The sequence below is a fragment of the Clostridium sp. AWRP genome (genome assembly GCF_004006395.2).
GTDB lineage: Bacteria > Bacillota > Clostridia > Clostridiales > Clostridiaceae > Clostridium_B.
The window spans coordinates 2,647,460-2,667,381 of the sequence record NZ_CP029758.2; the positions used below are offsets into that span (position 1 = coordinate 2,647,460).

At 31.9% G+C, this 19,922-nt stretch carries 15 protein-coding genes, 1 riboswitch and 1 other annotated feature; of the genes, 3 read left to right on the forward strand and 12 right to left on the reverse strand.

From position 1 onward, the window contains the following. Positions 1–74: 74 nt before the first annotated feature. Positions 75–461, forward strand: coding sequence for a hypothetical protein (locus DMR38_RS12105; protein ID WP_127721562.1), 387 nt, complete (start codon positions 75–77; stop codon positions 459–461). A gap of 80 nt (positions 462–541) precedes the next feature. Beyond that, a riboswitch (THF riboswitch) is annotated at positions 542–658 on the forward strand. Positions 659–789: 131 nt separating this feature from the next. Next, positions 790–1,581, forward strand: coding sequence for a folate family ECF transporter S component (locus DMR38_RS12110; protein WP_127721563.1), 792 nt, complete (start codon positions 790–792; stop codon positions 1,579–1,581). Positions 1,582–1,628: 47 nt separating this feature from the next. Here DMR38_RS12110 and ilvB read toward each other — a convergent pair whose 3' ends face one another. The 3 genes from ilvB to DMR38_RS12125 all read right to left on the reverse strand — a co-directional run bounded on the left by ilvB (position 1,629) and on the right by DMR38_RS12125 (position 7,200). Further along, positions 1,629–3,305, reverse strand: a complete 1,677-nt coding sequence (ilvB, locus tag DMR38_RS12115; protein ID WP_127721564.1) for a biosynthetic-type acetolactate synthase large subunit — start codon at positions 3,303–3,305, stop codon at positions 1,629–1,631. Between the two features lie 206 nt (positions 3,306–3,511). Beyond that, positions 3,512–3,711: a binding site (T-box leader), on the reverse strand. 181 nt (positions 3,712–3,892) lie between these two features. Then, positions 3,893–5,311, reverse strand: a complete 1,419-nt coding sequence (locus DMR38_RS12120; RefSeq protein WP_127721565.1) for an amino acid permease — start codon at positions 5,309–5,311, stop codon at positions 3,893–3,895. A gap of 476 nt (positions 5,312–5,787) precedes the next feature. After that, positions 5,788–7,200: an amino acid permease gene (locus tag DMR38_RS12125; protein WP_127721566.1), complete on the reverse strand. Its 1,413-nt coding sequence runs from the start codon at positions 7,198–7,200 to the stop codon at positions 5,788–5,790. A gap of 618 nt (positions 7,201–7,818) precedes the next feature. Here DMR38_RS12125 and DMR38_RS12130 point away from each other — a divergent pair. Beyond that, positions 7,819–8,493 (forward strand): 5-methyltetrahydrofolate--homocysteine methyltransferase, encoded by a 675-nt coding sequence (locus tag DMR38_RS12130; RefSeq protein ID WP_127721567.1) that lies wholly within the window; start codon positions 7,819–7,821, stop codon positions 8,491–8,493. A gap of 91 nt (positions 8,494–8,584) precedes the next feature. On the opposite strand, the gene DMR38_RS12135 is transcribed toward DMR38_RS12130, so the two are convergent. The 9 genes from DMR38_RS12135 to asrC form a co-directional block, all read right to left on the reverse strand. Continuing rightward, complete coding sequence (locus tag DMR38_RS12135; protein WP_127721568.1) at positions 8,585–9,760, reverse strand: iron-containing alcohol dehydrogenase; 1,176 nt, start codon at positions 9,758–9,760, stop codon at positions 8,585–8,587. 58 nt (positions 9,761–9,818) lie between these two features. Then, positions 9,819–12,023, reverse strand: coding sequence for a DNA topoisomerase III (locus DMR38_RS12140; protein ID WP_127721569.1), 2,205 nt, complete (start codon positions 12,021–12,023; stop codon positions 9,819–9,821). Positions 12,024–12,611: 588 nt separating this feature from the next. Continuing rightward, positions 12,612–13,091: an S-ribosylhomocysteine lyase gene (locus DMR38_RS12150; protein ID WP_063556345.1), complete on the reverse strand. Its 480-nt coding sequence runs from the start codon at positions 13,089–13,091 to the stop codon at positions 12,612–12,614. Positions 13,092–13,151: 60 nt separating this feature from the next. Further along, positions 13,152–13,718 carry a class I SAM-dependent methyltransferase gene (locus tag DMR38_RS12155; RefSeq protein ID WP_175412997.1) on the reverse strand — a complete coding sequence of 189 codons (567 nt, stop codon included), beginning with the start codon at positions 13,716–13,718 and terminating at the stop codon, positions 13,152–13,154. Between the two features lie 135 nt (positions 13,719–13,853). Further along, the gene (locus tag DMR38_RS12160; RefSeq protein WP_127721571.1) at positions 13,854–15,077 is read right to left on the reverse strand and encodes an FAD-dependent oxidoreductase; all 1,224 of its coding nucleotides are present in this window, start codon (positions 15,075–15,077) and stop codon (positions 13,854–13,856) included. A gap of 5 nt (positions 15,078–15,082) precedes the next feature. Continuing rightward, positions 15,083–15,490 (reverse strand): 4Fe-4S dicluster domain-containing protein, encoded by a 408-nt coding sequence (locus DMR38_RS12165; RefSeq protein ID WP_063556352.1) that lies wholly within the window; start codon positions 15,488–15,490, stop codon positions 15,083–15,085. Positions 15,491–15,495: 5 nt separating this feature from the next. Next, positions 15,496–17,583 (reverse strand): molybdopterin-dependent oxidoreductase, encoded by a 2,088-nt coding sequence (locus tag DMR38_RS12170; protein ID WP_127721572.1) that lies wholly within the window; start codon positions 17,581–17,583, stop codon positions 15,496–15,498. A 59-nt stretch (positions 17,584–17,642) separates the two neighbouring features. Next, the gene (locus tag DMR38_RS12175; protein WP_127721573.1) at positions 17,643–18,935 is read right to left on the reverse strand and encodes an MFS transporter; all 1,293 of its coding nucleotides are present in this window, start codon (positions 18,933–18,935) and stop codon (positions 17,643–17,645) included. A 31-nt stretch (positions 18,936–18,966) separates the two neighbouring features. Next, positions 18,967–19,914, reverse strand: coding sequence for a sulfite reductase subunit C (gene asrC, locus DMR38_RS12180; RefSeq protein ID WP_127721574.1), 948 nt, complete (start codon positions 19,912–19,914; stop codon positions 18,967–18,969). Between the last annotated feature and the right edge of the window lie 8 nt (positions 19,915–19,922).

Genomic DNA, 19,922 nt, shown 5'->3' on the forward strand with positions numbered 1-19,922 from the left:
AGTTAATTGTATAAAAAGCTTAAATTATGATATTATAATTTTTATCAAGTATATAATAGGAAGGGATTTAAACTATGGGTTCAAAAATTAAAATTAATGTATATGGAAATAAGGATGCAATAATAACTGGTGATAGCTGTAATAACAAACACAGTTCTTGTTCTGGAAAATGTGAAGGTTGTAAATCTACTAATAGCAGCAAAACTATACAGGTAAAAACCTTAGATTTATACTACAATCTAATAAATTTTCTAACTATAAATCATATGAAAGAAAATGTAGATATTCACTTTATAGAATTAGCTAAAAACTCTCCTATAAATGAAGAATCCATAAAAGTGGAGAACCTGATAAAAAAAGGATTTAAACCACCTATAACAGTAATCGATGGAATAATAAGATATTATGCTGGTATATCCAATGTCTTAGTCTATAGAGATGTATTGGATTTAATTGAATAAAACTAATATTTTGAAAAGTTAGAAATTATACAAAATGTGTGGACAATAATGGAATTATTTTGTATAATTAAGACAAAGGTAGCAGAGTAAATATTACGCGTAAAGTGTTAGAGAATGGGAGGTTGTCTCTAAACGAAAAGCTTAAATAATTTTACTTTATAATTTAAAGCTTACGATGTGATATTGCTTCCGCTGTTACATTAAAGAGATTTTGTACTTACCTCTTTTCTCTTTAATGTGACTACATTAAAGAGAAAAGAGGTGTTTCTATGTGATTTTTTGCTCTGTGTAAATTAATTTAATATTTATAACACTGGGGGTAAAAAGTATGAAAAGTAGAATGAACACAAAATTTCTTGCCACTACTGCTGTTTTTATTGCCATTGCAATCGTTTTAAGATCATTTTCTATATCCATAGCTGCATTTGGTATGCTCACTATGAGAATAAGCTTCGAAGCCATATGTTATATAATGCCTGGTATTTTATTTGGGCCATTATATGGTGGAATTGCTGGTGGACTGATTGATTTACTTGGCTATGTAATAACACCTATAGGTGGGTACATTCCATTGTTTACTATAACCAACATAGCAGCTGGTATTTTACCCGCACTTATATGGAAAAACATTAAAAATGCTGAAGAATACAAAGTAAGAAATTGCTATAATATCTTCTTTGGAATCCTTTTTTTAGTAGGACTTTTAAACTTTGTTATAATAAGGTTTGTAAACCACAGCACTTTAGGCCAACTACTGACATCTTTAGGAAAAAAGTCTCAATATCTTAGTACAGGCCTTATGCTAATAGGTGCTATAGGTATTATGATTTTCATTATAAATGTAGTTATTAAGAAAAATATGATAAAATCCTATGATTTTGTAAATAACAATTATTTTAAATTAATAATTGCAATTGGTATATCTGGAGTTTTAATATGCACTATAAATACTTATATATTGCTCATATTTACTCCTGCTCTTATGGCCAAAGGCTTTATGTTCTTATGGGTGCCTAGAATAATTCAAGCTCTTCTTATGACTATAGTAAATTCCTATATAACCTGTATGATTATGTACTGTTATAGTTTATTTCAAGGTAGGGTGGTAAAAAAAGCTTAAATATAAAAAAGGGGGCAAACAAACGACCCTCTTTTTTATTCCTGTGTTTACTCTTCTACTAGATCCGATATAGCTGCTCCTGGAGGTACAATAGGAAATACCTTCTCTTTCCTATCTATATCACATTCTATAATTACAGGTTCATTTAAGTTAAGAGCTTCCTTTAAGCATTTCTCTACCTGGCTATTGTCTTCTATCTTAAAAGTCTTTATACCATACGCTTCTCCAAGTTTCATGAAATCAACATCTGGTCCAAGTTCTGTATTTGAAAATCTCTTGCCATAGAACATATCCTGCCATTGATATACCATGCCTAATGCACGATTATTTAAAAGCAATTGTACAATAGGAAGTTTATATTTGGCAACAGTGGCAAGCTCTGTAGAATTCATTTTAAAACTTCCATCCCCTGCTATATTTATTACTTTTTTCCCTGGATTACCCATAGATGCTCCTATAGAAGCTCCAAGTCCGAAACCCATAGTTCCAAGTCCACCTGAAGATACAAATGTCCTTGGCTTTAAAAATTTAAAATATTGTGCAGTCCAAATTTGATTTTGGCCAACTTCTGTAGTAACTATACAGTCTCCTTTTGTTATATTGTACAAAGTATCTATTATAAACTTAGGACTTAATTTACATTCTTTAAAAGGTTCACACTGTTCTTTCTTCCACTGTTTTATTTTTTCCATCCAATCTCTGTGGTCAGACTTTTTTAATTTGCAATTAAGCTTTTGAAGTACCTCTTTTACATCTCCTTTTATTGCCACATCTATATCCACATTTTTCCCAAATTCCTTAGGATCAATGTCTATGTGTATTATTTTTGCTTTTGGAGCAAAGGCACTTACCTTACTTATAACCCTATCACTAAACCTAGCTCCTATAGCTATTAATAAATCACAATTACTTACTGCATAATTTGAACAGCGGCTTCCATGCATTCCAACCATACCCATATAATATTCATTGTCTCCCGGGAAAGCTCCTATTCCCATAAGTGAACACGTAATTGGTGAATCTGCTTTTTCTACAAGTTCCATCAATTCATTTTGAGCTCCTGATGTTACAGTTCCTCCACCTGAATAAATTACAGGTTTTTCACTCCTATTTATCATATCTATTGCTTTATTTAAATTGTCTCCATACTCATCTAAATTAAAATATTTCTTTTCTTTAATTTCAGAAAGTCTGCTTCTAGAAGGTTCATATTCTACTTCAGCTAATTGTACGTCTTTAGGTATATCTACTACTACAGGTCCTGGTCTTCCACTAACTGCAATTTGAAATGCCTCTCTTACAGTATCAGCTAAATCCTCTACCTTTTCTACAATGCAACTCTTTTTAGTTATGGATGCAGTAATATCTTTAATATTTACTTCTTGAAAAGAATCCTTTCCAAGAAGACTTCTCGCAACCTGTCCTGTAAATACTACAATAGGTACAGAATCCATATAAGCTGTAGCAATTGCTGTAACCGTATTAGTAGCTCCCGGACCTGATGTTGCAATTACAACTCCTACCTTTCCTGTAGATCTTGCATATCCATCTGCAGCATGAGCAGCCCCTTGTTCATGTGAAGTTGATATGTGAGTTATTTTCCCCTTGGCAGCATATAGTGCATCATAAATAGGTAAAACAGCCCCTCCTGGATATCCAAATACAGTATCTACGCCTTGCTCCATCATACATTTTAATAGTACTTCAGCACCTTTCATTTTCATACCTAAGTCCCCCTTTTATTTATATATTAATCAATTATTTTATCAAATAATATAATAATTTATACTTAGTTAGATTAAAAAATAAGTTGTTTGTTATTTTTTTAACATACTTATTTATTCTTTTTTTACACTTATTTACTTGTTTAAGTTAAATTTATACCTTTTTATATTATATTTTTATATTATAAAAAGACCAAACTTCTGCCATCTGGGGCGAGAAGTTTGGTCCGCGGTACCACCCAATTTTTTACTTAATTCAATTAACGGCTCTGCCGGTATAACTTACTTATATTTCAGTTAAACAACTCCAGGGTGATTTTCACTAGCTAATAATTTATGAGCTTTCACCTAACCTCATTCTCTTTGAAATCTTTCACTAATTACTCTTCCCTATCCTCATTTTTTCTATCTAATTTTCAATTTAATTATGCTTTCACGTTTAGTATATATATCATATAATACTATCTTATTTTTTAAATGTCAATAGTTTTTTTAATTTTTAGAAAATAAATTCAAAACTATTATTTAATTCCTACGCTATTATGAAATTAGGCCATGCTATATAAACATGACCTAATAAGCAAAAATTATTTTGCTGCATCTTGTGTACTCGCAAAATCCTCATCGTTCATAACACTGTGGTTATTTCCATATGCAAAGTATATTATAAGTCCAACAACAAGCCATACTGCAAATCTTATTAAAGTAACCTTTTGCAAATTGAATATCAAAAAAGCACAAGCTATCATAGCAAAAATAGGTGTAACTGGTGAAAACGGAACTTTAAATGATCTAGGTCTGTCTGGCTCTCTTTTTCTTAAAACTATAACTGATGCAGATACTATTATAAATGCTGCTAGTGTACCTATATTAGTGAGTTCTGAAACAACACTTATTGGTGTAAATCCAGCTATTATCATAGTTATAATACCAACAAGCAAAGTACTTTTTACAGGTGTATGGAATCTTTGATTAACCTGTCCAAATACTCTAGGTAAAAGTCCATCCCTTGACATTGCAAACAATACACGAGTTTGACCAAATAGCATAACAATTAAAACTGAAGTTAGTCCGCAAATTGCTCCAACTGAAACTAAAGCTGATCCCCAATTTATTCCTACCTGCTGAAGTGCAAAAGCTACTGGAGCTGCTGTATCTTTAAATTTCAGATATGGAACCATTCCTGTTAATATAGCTGACACTGCAATATATAATACAGTACAAATTATCAAAGATGCTATAATTCCTCTAGGTAAATCCTTCTTTGGATCTTTTACTTCTTCTGCTGCAGTTGAAACTGCATCAAATCCTATATAAGCAAAGAATATTACCGACGCTCCTGAGAAAACTCCCTTCCATCCATAAGGCATAAATGGATGCCAATTTGCAGGATGAACATGTCTAACACCTAATACTATAAATAAAAGTACTACTGCTAACTTTATAGCAACTATTATATTATTTGTAGTTGCGCTTTGTTTTACACCCGCTACCAATATACCTGTTATTATTACAAGTATAGCTACTGCAGGTAAATTTACTAGTCCGCCTTCAAAAGGTGCTTTTGTAATAATATTTGGAAGTTTTATACCCAAATCTCCTAAAATACTAACAAAATATCCACTCCATCCAATCGCCACTGTACCAACTGAAAAAGCATACTCAAGAATTAAATCCCAGCCTATAATCCATGCCCAAAATTCTCCAAGTGCCGCATAACCATAAGTGTATGCGCTTCCCGCTACAGGAACCATAGCTGCTATCTCTGCATAACAAAGTGCTGCAAATCCACAAGCAAGCCCTGCTATGATAAATGAAATTACAAGTGCTGGTCCAGAATATTTTGCTGCTGCTATTCCTGTCAGTACAAATATCCCTGTACCTACTATTGCCCCTATACCTAACATAGTAAGTTCGAAAGCTCCCAATGATTTCTCTAAGGAATTCTTTCCCTTAGTCTCTGCCAAAAGACTTTCGATGGGTTTTGTTCTAAAAATATTTTTCATACGTCAATTGCCCCCCTAAATTTAACTAAAAAACAATGCTGTCATTATTATAATATTATAATACCATGCCAGTATTATTTCTAAAAATGAATTTATTATTAATAATACCACCATTTTTTATACAATTCAATATGATTTTATGATTTTTTTATATATTTTTTTAATGTTTAATAATTTTGTAGGGTGTATATTTATAATTATTTAATATGCATCTATACATTGAAATGTATACTCTTTGTTTATTCAATTATGCAAAATGCATAGACTATACAATTTATTTATGAATTGTATTTATCTGAATATTAAAAAAATAAATTTATTTTATACTGTTTTATATAATTTATGAATTTTGTATATTCTTTATTAGTGGTATGTTGTTTACATAGCAACAGAAAAAACTAGGTATAGTAAATTTACTATACCTAGTTTTTTAGATAGAGCTAAGCTCCACCTAATATTAAATTTTGTTCATTTCTTTATATAGCACTTTCATCAATTGAATTATCTCCATTTACAGTGCTGTGTTTATACCCATATACAAAGTATAATATAAGTCCTATAACAAGCCACACTGCAAATCTTACCAAAGTTACCTTTTGCAGATTGATTATTAAGAAAGTACAAGCTGCCATAGCAAGAAGAGGTGTAATCGGTGAAAAAGGAACTTTGAATGTTCTAGGTCTATCCGGTTCTTTTTTTCTTAAAACTATAACTGATGCAGATACTATTATAAATGCTGCTAGCGTGCCTACGTTAGTTAATTCAGAAACAATACCTATTGGTGTAAATCCAGCTACAATCATAGTTATGATACCAACAAGTAAAGTACTTTTTACAGGTGTATGGAACCTTTGATCAACGTGTCCAAATACTCTAGGTAGAAGTCCATCCCTTGACATTGCAAACAATATACGAGTTTGACCAAACATCATAACAATTAAAACTGAAGTCAGTCCACAAATTGCTCCAACTGAAACTAAAGCTGATCCCCAATTTATTCCTACCTGCTGAAGTGCAAAAGCTACTGGAGCTGCTGTTTCTTTAAACTTCAGATATGGAACCATTCCTGTTAATATGGCTGATACTACAATATATAATACAGTACAAATTATCAAAGATGCTATAATTCCTCTAGGTAAATCCTTCTGCGGATTTCTTACTTCTTCTGCTGCAGTTGAAACTGCATCAAATCCTATATAAGCAAAGAATATTACTGATGCCCCTGAGAAAACTCCTTTCCATCCATAAGGCATAAATGGATGCCAGTTTGCAGTATTAACATGACTAACACCTAATACTATGAATAAAAGTACTACTGCTAACTTTATAGCAACTATTATATTATTTGTAGTTGCACTTTGCTTTACGCCTGCTACCAATATGCCTGTTATTATTACAAGTATAGCTACTGCAGGTAAGTTTATTAGTCCGCCTTCAAAAGGTGCTTTTGTAATAGCTGTCGGAAGTTTCAAGCCCAAATCAGCTACAATACTAGTAAAATAGCCGCTCCATCCAATTGCAACTGTTCCAATTGCAAAAGCATATTCAAGAATTAAGTCCCATCCTATAATCCATGCCCAAAATTCTCCAAGTGCCGCATAACCATAAGTGTATGCGCTTCCCGCTACAGGAACCATAGCTGCTATCTCTGCATAGCAAAGTGCTGCAAATCCACAAGCAAGTCCTGCTATAATAAATGATATTACAAGTGCTGGCCCAGAATAATTTGCTGCTGCTATTCCTGTTAATACAAATATACCCGTACCTATAATTGCGCCTATGCCTAGCATAGTAAGTTCAAAAGAGCCTAATACTTTGGATAAACCATCCTTTCCTTTTGTCTCTGCCAAAAGACTCTCAATGGGTTTGGTTCTAAAAATATTTTTCATATAGTATCTCCCCCTTATAAATAGAATGAATAATAAATTATTCTTAAAATGAATATTTCATTAATCATATCATCATTTTTTGTATAATTCAATATTATTTAATAAAATTATTACAAAAATAATAGGTATTTTTTATAATATTGTAAAATAATACTTGCTATTTTATAATCATTAAAAAATGTACTTATATTTTTTGAATTGTAAGTTTTTGCTTTATTCAATAATTTCTCTGGCATCTATTATATAATTCCTCATTTTAATTCAACTTATACATGTACATGAAAATCTTTTAACCATTAATTCACAAAGTATAATAAAAATTTTATATGTACGAAAGTTGAGTATAGTCTACCTAAACTATAGTTCTAAATTAGAAACCACAGATTGGATTTGCAAGTCCAAGTCAATCATATTCCTTATTGGAACTATAATTGGACTTTTAATATTAATTAGAATTAGTTAAAAGCGTTATTATACATACTATTATCTATCATTAATTGGACACGCAATATTTTAGGTAAAATAAATATGAATAAATTCATATTTTTGCTTGCAATTATCCTTATATTTTAATATAATATAGTTATGAAGTTTAGATATTAATGTGAGGTGAGGCAAATGAATATAATTTCTAATTTTAAATTTCAATTAAATAAGGATAGGGTTATAAAGATGGTACAATCTTATGGTAAAATGCCTCAATATAATGAACTGGATAAGATGTACAAAAATTTACTACCTATACTAAAAGATCATTCAAATCCACTTGGAATTTTTAAAATGGAAGAAAAAGATGAAAGTATTAATTTAAATATGTTATCTAAATGCAAGTTTACAATATATTGTCTAATAACTTTAGGAGAAAAATGTACTAATAAAATAAATGAAATGTTTGAAAGTGGCAATTTTTATGAAGCTCTATTACTAGATTCCATGTCTAGTAATTATCTATTTAACGTAAGTTCTCAACTGCATCATATTATATGTGGTAAAGCTTCTAAAATAAATTTAGGTATTACTCATAAAGTAGCTCCTGGCGATGGAGAAATAGAATTAGAATATCAAAATAACATTCTAGGCAAACTTAGGAATGCCGAGTTTCATAATGTTAAAATGGTAAATAATTGTGTATATCCTCATAAATCCTTAACTTATGTTTATGGAGCAGATAAAAGCATAGTTGTAAATGGAGATGATCACTGCTGCTCAAGGTGCAGCAATGTATTTTGCAATATGCGTCATATAGAAAAGGAAAATAACTATGCTGTAGAAAATACTATTAACTGTGCTTAATAAGTTATTAATATAACACGTATATTAATAATGGTCTGGTATATTCTTATAAAATATACCAGACCATTATTAATTGCAATTTAACTCAATATTATTTAGCTAGATTTAATATTTTTACAATATCATCTTTATTTAGTTTTACAAATTGTCCTACAGTTTTAGTTCCATTATCTGTACACTTATTAGCCATTTCTTCAATTTTATCTTCTCCTATACTTCCTTCTTTTAAAGTTACAGGTAACCCCATGCTCTTGAAAAATGCTGTCATTCTCCTTATGCCTTCAAGTACAATATCTTCACAGGAGCTATAAGATAAATCCACATCCCATACCCTTACTGCAAATTGTACAAATCTATTGATATCATGTTTATATACATACTTCATCCATGCAGGAAATACAATTGCAAGTCCTGCTCCATGAGCAATATCTGTTTCCCCACTTAACTCATGTTCAATTTTGTGAGAAGCCCAATCGCCTATTCTACCTGTACTAAGCATATCATTATGAGCTATAGTACCAGTCCACATAATTTCTGCCCTAGCATCATAATTTTTAGGATCTTTTAAAACTATTGGAGCATTATTTATAACATTTCTAAGTGCAGCTTCGCAAAGCCTATCAGTTAGATCTACATGTTTCACATTTGTAAAATATCTTTCCATTATATGTGCCATAATATCACAAGCACCACAAGCAGTTTGATACTCTGGCAGTGTAAAAGTAAGTTCAGGATTCATAATTGAAAAAGCAGGCCTTATGAGTACTGTATTTAATCCTTTTTTAAACCAACCATCTTCATTCATAATAACAGAACTATTACTAGATTCTGTGCCTGTAGCAGGTAATGTTATTACAACCCCTACAGGAAGAGCCTCTTTTACTTCAGCTTTTCCCATATAAAAATCCCATACATCTCCTTTATATGGTACTCCTACAGCAATAGCTTTAGCCGTATCTGCTGAGCTACCTCCTCCTACAGATAGTATAAATTTTATATTATTTTCTCTACATAATCTTATACCTTCTTTAACAGGCCCTAATCTTGGATTAGGTTTAATCCCTGGAAGTTCTATAAATTCAATACCATTTTCTTTTAGAGACTTTATAACTCTATCATAGAGACCAGATTTCTTTATGCTTCCTCCCCCATAGCAAAAAAGTATTTTATCTGACTTTGAATACTCCTTTACCTTACTTCCTACAAGATTTTCGGTATCCCTACCAAAAATAATTTCTGTAGCATTTTTAAAAATAAAGTTTTCCATAATAACATCCCTCACTTACTAATTTTTCTAATTATGCTAAACAATAAAATAGCCTTTATTATTTTAATTTCAATTTAGCCAATGCATCTGCTAAAGCTGAATTCATTGGAACTTCACTTTCCTTTTTCATCTTCTTCATATAATTTGCTACATCTCTTTTACTGTTCTTACCTTGCTTATTGTCAAATCTTTTATTAAAGGATGATGCCTTCTCTCTAAAATTGCAATTATTATTTATGCAAACATAAACTTGGCCGTCTCCATGTCCTCTAAGTTCCAATTTTTTATGACATTCAGGACATCTTGCGTTAGTTAATCTTGCTAAATTTTCTCTATGGCCACAAGCCCTATCCTGGCATACAAGCATTCTTCCATGCTTTCCATTTACCTCAAGCATGTATTTACCACATTTAGGGCATTTAGTTCCTGATAAATTGTCATGCCTAAATTTATTACTACTGGATTTTACATCTTCCACAAGCTTTACTGAATAATTCCTCATATTACCTATGAAACTTTTATCATTTAGTTTTCCCTTACTTATCAAATTCAGGTCAGTTTCCCATTTTGCAGTTAAAAGTGGTGATTTCAAATCTTCTGGAACCAATTCCACAACCTGCTTTCCTTTAGAAGTTGGGATTATCTCCTTACCTTTTTTCTCTACATAAAAGGTATTAAATAATTTTTCAATTATATCAGCTCTTGTAGCAACTGTTCCAAGTCCACCTGTTTCCCCAAGAGTTTTTGCGTATTCCTTATTCATATTAATATATTTTTGTGGATTTTCCATAGCAGATAACAACGTTCCTTCATTAAATCTTGCAGGTGGTTTAGTATGTCCCTTATGCATTTTAACTGCCGTAAGCTTTATATTATCCCCTTTATTTAAGTCCGGAAGTACCTGTTCCTTTAATTGATTTTCATGCAGTCCATCATTATCATCAAAGTCTTCATCCTTATCATATACAGCTTTCCATCCCTTTGATTTAATTACCTTTCCACTAGCTGCAAAATTTTCTCCATTAACTTCTGCTTTTACAGTTGTTTGCACATACTCAAAAGGAGGAAGCATAACACTTAAAAACCTCTTAACTACTAAGTCATACACTTTTCTTTCTTCATTACTTAACTTTGAAAGAATAACTCTTTCCTCTGTTGGAATTATAGCATGATGATCTGAAACCTTACTATCATCTACAAAGCTCTTATGTGCTCTTATTTTTCCTCTCATAATCTCCATGGCAAATTTGCTATAATTTCCTACTGATATTGCTTTTAATCTCTCTGGCAGCGTAGGTACTATATCAGCTGAAATATATCTTGAATCCGTTCTTGGATAAGTTAAAAATTTATAATTCTCGTACAATCTTTGCATTATAGAAAGTGTCTGCTTTGCAGAGTAACCAAAAAATCTATTGGCATCTCTTTGAAGCTCTGTTAAATCATAAAGTGCTGGTGCATATTTTTTCTTATTGCTTTTTATTACATCAACTATTTTCCCATTTTGACCATTAACTTTTGATACTACTTTATTTGCAAAGTTTTCATCAAAAGTATTAAAATGTCCTCTACCATTTTGCCATTGAAGAGTATATCCATTGGCATTTCCAGCTATACTGTAATAATCCTTTGGTTTAAAGTTTTTAATTTCCTCTTCTCTATGAACAATCATAGCTAGAGTTGGAGTTTGAACTCTTCCTGCTGAAAGCTGAGCATTATACTTACAAGTTAATGCTCTTGTAACATTAAGTCCCACAATCCAATCTGCTTCTGCCCTACACTGTGCTGCCCTATATAAATTATCATATTGTGATGAAGGTTTTAAATTTCTGAAGCCTTCGTTAATAGCTTTATCTGTTTGAGAAGAAATCCAAAGTCTTTTTATAGGCTTATTTACTCTAGCCTTTTCAATTATCCATCTTGCTACTAGTTCACCTTCTCTTCCAGCATCTGTAGCAATAACAATTTCCGTTACATCTTTTCTATTTAATTGTTCCTTTACTGCATTAAATTGTTTTCCGGTTTGTTTTATAACTACAAGCTTTAAATACTTAGGAAGCATTGGTAGATCTTCTAGCTTCCAAGTTTTATATTTATCATCATAAGCTTCCGGATCTGCTAAAGTAACTAAGTGGCCCAAAGCCCAAGTCACAATATACTTTTCCCCTTCTAACCATCCATTGCCTTTTTTACGACATTTTAAGACCCTCGAAATTTCTCTTCCTACAGAAGGCTTTTCAGCCAATACCAATATTTTACCCATATTTATTTCCTTTCATGCTTTATTAATATCATTATATTTGTCTTTAGGCATTTGAAAGAAAATAACAATTCAAAGATGCGACGAATATTTTTTATCCGATGACTACCCACTCTAATGCTTACACTTTTCCAAGTGTAAGCAAAGAGTGGCTACGTCCCTGGATAACAATTTCTAAGCATCAGATGAAGTTTAAAACTTCATCTGATGCCAAGAACTTTGTTTATCAAACAAGGAGGCAGGTTCCGCAGATAGTAAATCCTATCTAAGGGTTCTACCGACGCAGTATGATAAAAAATAAGCTAGCATACTGACTAGTTATTTCTTTGAAAATGCCTTATTTATTAGATACAAAACAATGTTGGTTTAAAATTTACTATATTGTAAAAACTTCTATTTCATATTATACGATTTATTATACCTCTTTACAAGTTGAGCAGCCTGAATAGCAAACTTCCCATATATAGAACTTATAACTTGAATTTCGTCATTACATTTCATGCATAAGTTTAAATTTTTAATTAGGCTAACTTAAAAATCAACTTATACGTAGTATAAGTTGATTTTTTGTTTAAAATATATTTTCAAGCATTAGTCTGGGTAATTTAGATTTTTATCTGTGATATTTGTTAAAACTTCCTTTAGAAATTTATTTGCTAGATATTTTGCCATAGAAAGATTCATATCTAAATAATTTCCACAATCCTTTGCAGCTGCTCCAGGTACGTCTCCTTCAAAATCTGCAATAAACTTATACATTTCTTTAAGTAAATCTACTACATCTTCTGACTTATAATCTCCTTCTAATATTAAATAGAAGCCTGTCCTGCACCCCATAGGTCCAAAGTACACAGTTTTAGATCCATACACTTTATGATTTCTCAAAAAAGTTGCACCTAAATGTTCAATAGTATGAACTTCTGCTGTATTCATAACAGGTTCAAAATTTGGTCTTGTCATTCTTATATCAAAAGTAGTCAGGACTACATCTTTAAACTTATCTTTTCTGGATACATAAACACCTGGCTGTAATTTTAAATGATTAACTGTAAAACTTGCAATTTTTTCCATTGCCTATCGCCTCCTAAAACTAATTGTATATTAGCATTTATATCCTTTTGCGTCAAACAATTATCTTTTTTCAATTGCAATGATCATAGGTGGATTATTAATCTGATTTGTAAAACATAAATTCACTACATTATATTCCTTTTGATTTAATTTTTCTGTATATTTTTCCAGTTCTTCTTTTTCAAACTTTCCCTCTTCATGTCCATAATATACAACTAAAATTATTATTCCATTTTTACATATTAAATTCAAAGCTTTTTTAAGTGCAGCCAGTGTAGTTGCTGATTTTGTTGTAACAGAATGTTCCCCTTTAGGCAAATACCCCAAATTGAAAATAACGAGATTCACTTTATCTTTTACATATTTGTCCATGTTTTCATGACCATCATGTATTAATTTTACCCATCCAGATACATTGTTTTTCATTAACTTTTCCTCTGTATTTTGAAGGGCAGCTTCCTGTATATCAAAAGAATAAACTTTTCCAGAGTCTCCTACAAGTTCTGCTAAAAGCTCCGTGTCATTTCCATTTCCCATAGTAGCATCCACTGCTATATCACCTTTATTAAGTTTTCTTCTACATATGTCCCTAGCTATATTAACTGCATTCGTAAAATAATTTTGCATCAAGCACCAGCTCCATAACCTTTACTAAAATATTGTAGTAATCATTTCTATATCATATTATACATCTAATCTGTAAATATAAAAGCCCCGGCTTTCCTTTAATATTATCCTTTTCATAAATTTAGAGTATACTTTTTAGAAAGTATACTCTAAATTTTCCTTTATATTAAAAAAGTCTGAGTAGTCTATTTCAAAAATGGATTTCTTAACAGCTGAAATATTTATTTTTCTCCTAATAAGTTGAGTCAATATACCTGCGTAAGATAAATCCCCTTGAATTATAGCACCGTATATTATACCATTTTTATGTATTACTTTTTTGTAATTACCATCTTTAGTTTCTATTTCTTCTTTATAACTTTCATCTGGAGCTGATACATTTCCCAAAGACATAGTTGCTAGTCCTAAAAAATTCATGGTATTTTTACTTCCAAAGAAATCTGTCATTAAAAGCTTTTTTCCTGCCATATTACTAGCTGCTACAATTCCTTCTTTAACAGCTGTAGGCCAAATTGGATTTCTTCCAGTTACATCACCTGCACCATATACATACTCTATATTTGTCTGCCCCTTTTCATCGATAATAAGTCCAAACTTGTCAAATTCCACATTACTCCCCTGTAAAAAGTCAGTATTTGCTCTAACTCCTGCTGATACAACTACAAACTCACAAGGAATTATTTCACCTGTATTTAGAAGCAATTCTTTAGGATTATTGGCTTCATCAACTAAAAGCTTCTCTGCTCTAACTCCTAGTTTTAAATTTACTCCATTTTTTTTAAATAAATTTTCATACTTGCCTGCTGCATATTTATCAAGCTGAACTGCCAAAATCCTGTCGTTCATTTCTACAACTGAAACATTTAATCCATAACCTAAAAGCCCTGTAATTGCATCAATTCCTATAAGGCCTGCTCCAAGTACAACTACATTTTTTACTTTTTTAGCTGCATCCTTTATTTTTTGTGCATCTTCCAAATTTCTAAGTCCTACTACATTATTTGCTCCTCTAAGATTTTCCACAGGAGGTATGAAAGAACTTGCTCCACTTGCTATAAGAAGCTTGTCATAACTTAAGCTGCTGCCATCTGAAAGCTCTATTTCATGCTCTTTATCTTTTAGCTTATCTACTGTAATTCCTTTCATCCATTTTATATTGTACTTTTTAAAATAATCCTTTTCTGAAAAATTTAGTGCATCTATATTTCTTTTATTACTAATATAATGGTGTAATATACACCTGGAATAGACATATTCATCTTTTGAAACCAATATTATATCTCCATTAGGTTCAAGTTTTCTAAGAGTTCTTGCACCATTTATACCAGATGCAGAGGCCCCTATTACAACGTAGGTCATATACCCTATACCTCCTCTAAAGTAATAGCATGCATAGGACATCTAGCTACACACTGCGGACTTTTACTTTCCGTATGCTGACACATATCACATTTCATAATTTCTCTATTATTTTCACTATCTGCCTTTAGCACTCCATAAGGACATGCCATTATACACATAAAGCAGCTTGCACATTGATTTTTATCGTACTCTACAATACCGGTATCTGGGTTTTTTCTCATAGCACCAGTCATACACGTATATACACATTCTGGTCTGTCACAGTGCCTGCAAAATATAGGAGCGTATTTTCCTTTACTACTCAGCGTAATTCTACTTCTATTATCAACACAATCATGTGAAACAATACAGGCTGTGGTACAAGTAAGACATCCAATACACTTACTTCTATCTATCTTTATTCTTTTCAAAATTATCAGCTCCTAACTTCCGAAACTTTTTCAATATTTACAGGCACATATTTATAAGAAGGTTCTTTTGAGTAAGGATCAAATATAGATGGAGTTAATGAATTTGTTTCTATATAGTGAATTGGAGCATATAATTGGTCTTCTTTTACATTTATTGTCAGTACAACCCTAAATTCATTTTTATGTCCATTTGCCGATAAAATCACAACTTTTTCATTTTCCTTTATATGCAGCTTTTCAGCTAATTTATAGTTTATGAAAACATAAGGATCTGTAAAGCAGCTATTTTTTACAAATTCAATTTCCCTAGTTCTAGTCTGGGTATGCCATTGTCCTACAGTTCCCCTACCTGAATTAAATATGTATGGAAATTTCTCTGTTTGGGTAAAGGGTTTTTGAGCTGCATCTTCATAAATGAGCTTTACTTTTTTATCTGCTGTAAAATATTTATTATCTTCAAATAATCTTCTCTCATCACTAGTTAATATATCACCATTTTTAAAGGGCCATTGTATTCCCTTTGATGAAACCAGCATATCATAATCAATGCCAGTTATATCACAGGGCATTTTACTACTAAATTGTTTTATGAGCTCAAATGCATGTCTTGGAGTCTTCCATTTTTCTAAGGGTTTTCCTACTTTCAGCGCTTTTCCTATTCCAAGTAATATGTCGTAATCTGTAAGTTCATCTTTTTCTTTTTTGAGCACTGGAGTTACAGCTGACAAACGCCTTTCCGTGTTTATAAAAAATCCTTTTTTTTTGAGAGCTGAAACAGAAGGTAAAAATAAATCACATAATTTAGAAGTATCCGTATCATCATATATATCTTGGACAACCAAGAATTCTAATTTTTGAACTGCTTTTTCAAATTCCTCGTTATTTGCCCAGGAATGTCTAGGATTTGTTCCAATTACCCACAATGCCTTAATTTCTCCGCCGTTTATTTTATCTATAATTTTATTGTAAGGTATGGTTGGCTTTTTGGGTATCATCTCACAAGGAACATCTAAAATAGAAGCAATTTCTTCTCTATGCTTTGGATTATCAAAGTCTCTGCCTCCATATAAAGCTGTAGTATTACTATATATTCTTGAACCCATAGCATTACACTGACCTGTTATTGAATTTGCTCCAGTACCTTCTTTTCCTATGTTTCCCGTAATAACTGCAAGGTCTATTATTGATTGTGCAGTTCTAACTGCCTCATACCCTTGATTTATTCCTATAGTCCACCAAAATGAAACTTTTTTACTATTGTGAATTATTTCCGCAAGTTCCATTACCCTTTTACTCGAAATCCCCGTTCTTTTTTCTACATTCTCTAAAGTATACTTTTTCACATGTTCTTTAAATCCTTCAAAGCCTTCTGAATATTTCTCTATATATTCTCTATCAATCCAGTTCTTTTCTATAAGTACGTTTGCAAGGGTATAAAAAAGTATAATATCAGATTTTGGCTTGATATCTATCCATAAATTTGAGTTAATTGCTGTTTCAGATTTTCTAGGATCAATAGTTATTACTCTAGCTTTTTCATTTTTTCTTATATGACTCCACATTATAGGGTGAGCAACCACAGGATTTGCTCCAATTAATATAATAGTGTCAGAAATTTCAAAATCTTTTAATGTATAAGGAGGTGCATCAAATCCAAAGCTTTGTTTATGTGCTACAGCTGCCGTAGCCATACAAAGTCTTGTGTTTCCATCCCCATTTATTTGCATACAGCATCTCCCTATAAACCCCAATAGAGCCATTTCTTCTGTTGTTATTTGACCGGTACTCAAATACGCTGCACTTTCAGTTCCGTATTTTTCTTGAATAGATCTCATTTTGAAAGCAAAAGTTTCAAAGGCATCCTCCCAAGAAATTACTTTCATCTTCCCACTTTTATCTTTCAAAAGAGGTAACTTACTGGATTTAAATTTTCTGCACTGCTTATTTAAATTTAATCCCTTTATACAGCAAAATCCATCATTTACCGGATAACTTTTAGTAGGAAGTATTTTCTTTATTTTATTATCTTCAACATAAAAGTCCAGATTACATCCAAGTGCACAATAATTACAAGTTGATTGTTTTACTTCCACGTAATTCATCTCCACTTCTCAATATTTTTTACTGAAAATACATGATTTAAATTTCAAAATCATTTACCCTTTGAAGTAGATTTCAACAAACCTATAATAAGAAGGGAAATCAAAGCAAGTGCTATAAATATTACAAATCCTCTAGAATAACCACTTAAGCTTTTGCCTGTCTTATCTATAAAGGATGCCATTAAAGGCGGTATAACAAAACCTCCAAAAGCTCCCAATCCACCGACCCATCCAGAAGCACCTCCAATAGCATGGGGAATTTCTTTAGGAAGTATTTTAAATACAGCAGCATTTGTCACACCCATTCCTACAGCTAAAAGTAAAATTCCTATAATAGCTAGAGGCAGTGAAGAAGCAATAAACATGCATATTGTACCTGCAAGCATTATAAAGAGTGCTGTAATGGATGTAGATTCTCCTCCAACTCTATCTGCTATCTTTCCACCATAAATTCTTACAATAGATGTAGTAATTGAGTAAATGGCAGTTAATAAACCTGCAGTTTTCAAGTTCAACTTGAAAAAGGTTGTCCAATATGTTGGAAACCAGCTAGTTAGTGCTAAAAAGCCTCCAAATGTGGTAAAGTACACTACAACAAGTGCCCAGGTCTTCCATGTCTTTGCAGAAATAATAAGACTTTCACTAACTTTGTCATTAGGAAATAGTTCCTGACCATATTTCTTTGAAGCTGTCATCTTTGCTTGTTCTCTTCCCACTCCTGCATGGATTAGTTGAAAATACCACGCATTTTTTCCTATAATAAAATATGCTATAGTTCCTGCTATTAAAAATATCAACCAGGCCAAATAAGAACCTGATAATCCTAAAAGTGGCAGTGCTACGTTTGGAAGCAAAAGTGTAAATATTCCAGGTGCTAGATTTCCCACTCCACCATATATGCCAAGTGCAACTCCCTGCTTATTTTGTGAAAACCAATAGGACGATTGGCTAACTCCTACAGAAAAGGTAGCTATGCCACAGCCTGACAGTGCCCCAAATATTAAAAGCAGGGAATAGCAGTTACTTAAATCCTGCCTAAAAAAAGCCATAACTATATAGAGCCCCGTCATGCCAATTATTGAAAGTATAAGTAATGTAATGAAGGGTTTTCTTCCTCCATCTACGTCAACCCAAGCTGCAAATGGAATTCTAAGCAGTGATCCTGATAAATTTGGTATTGCAATAAGAAGTGCTAGTAAAATAGGATTCAAATCTATAAAACTTTTTTTAAACACAGCAGCTGTAGCACCATAAAGTGCAACTGCTGCAAATCCTACAAAAAAGCCTAAGGTTGCTCCTGTTAATCCTTGTTTGGAATTTCCTTTAACACTTACAATATCCATTATTTCCCCTCCTATTTGTAATTTAAATGCTTTACCAATTTATAGTCTCAGCAACTTCAGCTTTAGGGTCTAAATTTACATCTTTTAAAGCCCACTTTTTAAATTCCTGATACCCTGTTCTATCTACTATATATCCTATATGTTCTTTTCCACCAGGAGCATTTTTGTTTATATATTTATCTATATATTCATAGGTATTTAAAATTATCTTCACAATGCTATCTTCATCTATCCATTTAATGAAATCCTGACCTAATCTTGGATTTTTCTTTCCCGTTCTACCCAGGATAGTTAATTTAAAATACTTCTTATTGCTTCTTGTCCATGCCCCCATTGGGCATTTGTCCACACATTCACCACAACCTATACACTTTTTATCATCTCTTAGGACCTTAAAATTTTCAAATTTGAGTGCATCTGCAGATCTTAGTTTACAATTTTTAACACAAGCTTTACAGCCCACACATCTATAACTTTCATACTGCGGTTCTGTCATTCCTATAATTCCAAAATCATGCATTCTTACTTTTGCACAATCATTTGGACATCCAGTTAATGCTACTTTTACATGGTAGTCATTTGGAAATATAACTTTTTCTATTCTCTTTGCAAAAGCAGTTGTATCATAATTTGCAAAAGGACAGACTTTATTTCCTATACAAGCAGTAACATTTCTTGTTCCTGATGCTGAATATCCATTTTTAGGATCAGTTTGATTTATTTCAAGACCTTCTATAACAGGTTGTATCATCTCATTTATCTCAGGAATGTTTTTCATATCAATACCAGGTACTTCAAAGCCCTGTCTTGTAGTAATATTAATTGTTCCATTTCCATATTGCTGTGCAACCTTTTGAATTATTTCAAAATATTTTGCTTCGATATATCCACCTGGTACCCTAATCCTTATGGCCGTCTTTCCTCTTTCCTTAGTCACTCTAAATGCATTCTTTTTTAGAACTTTTGTATTAATATCCATAATCGTCC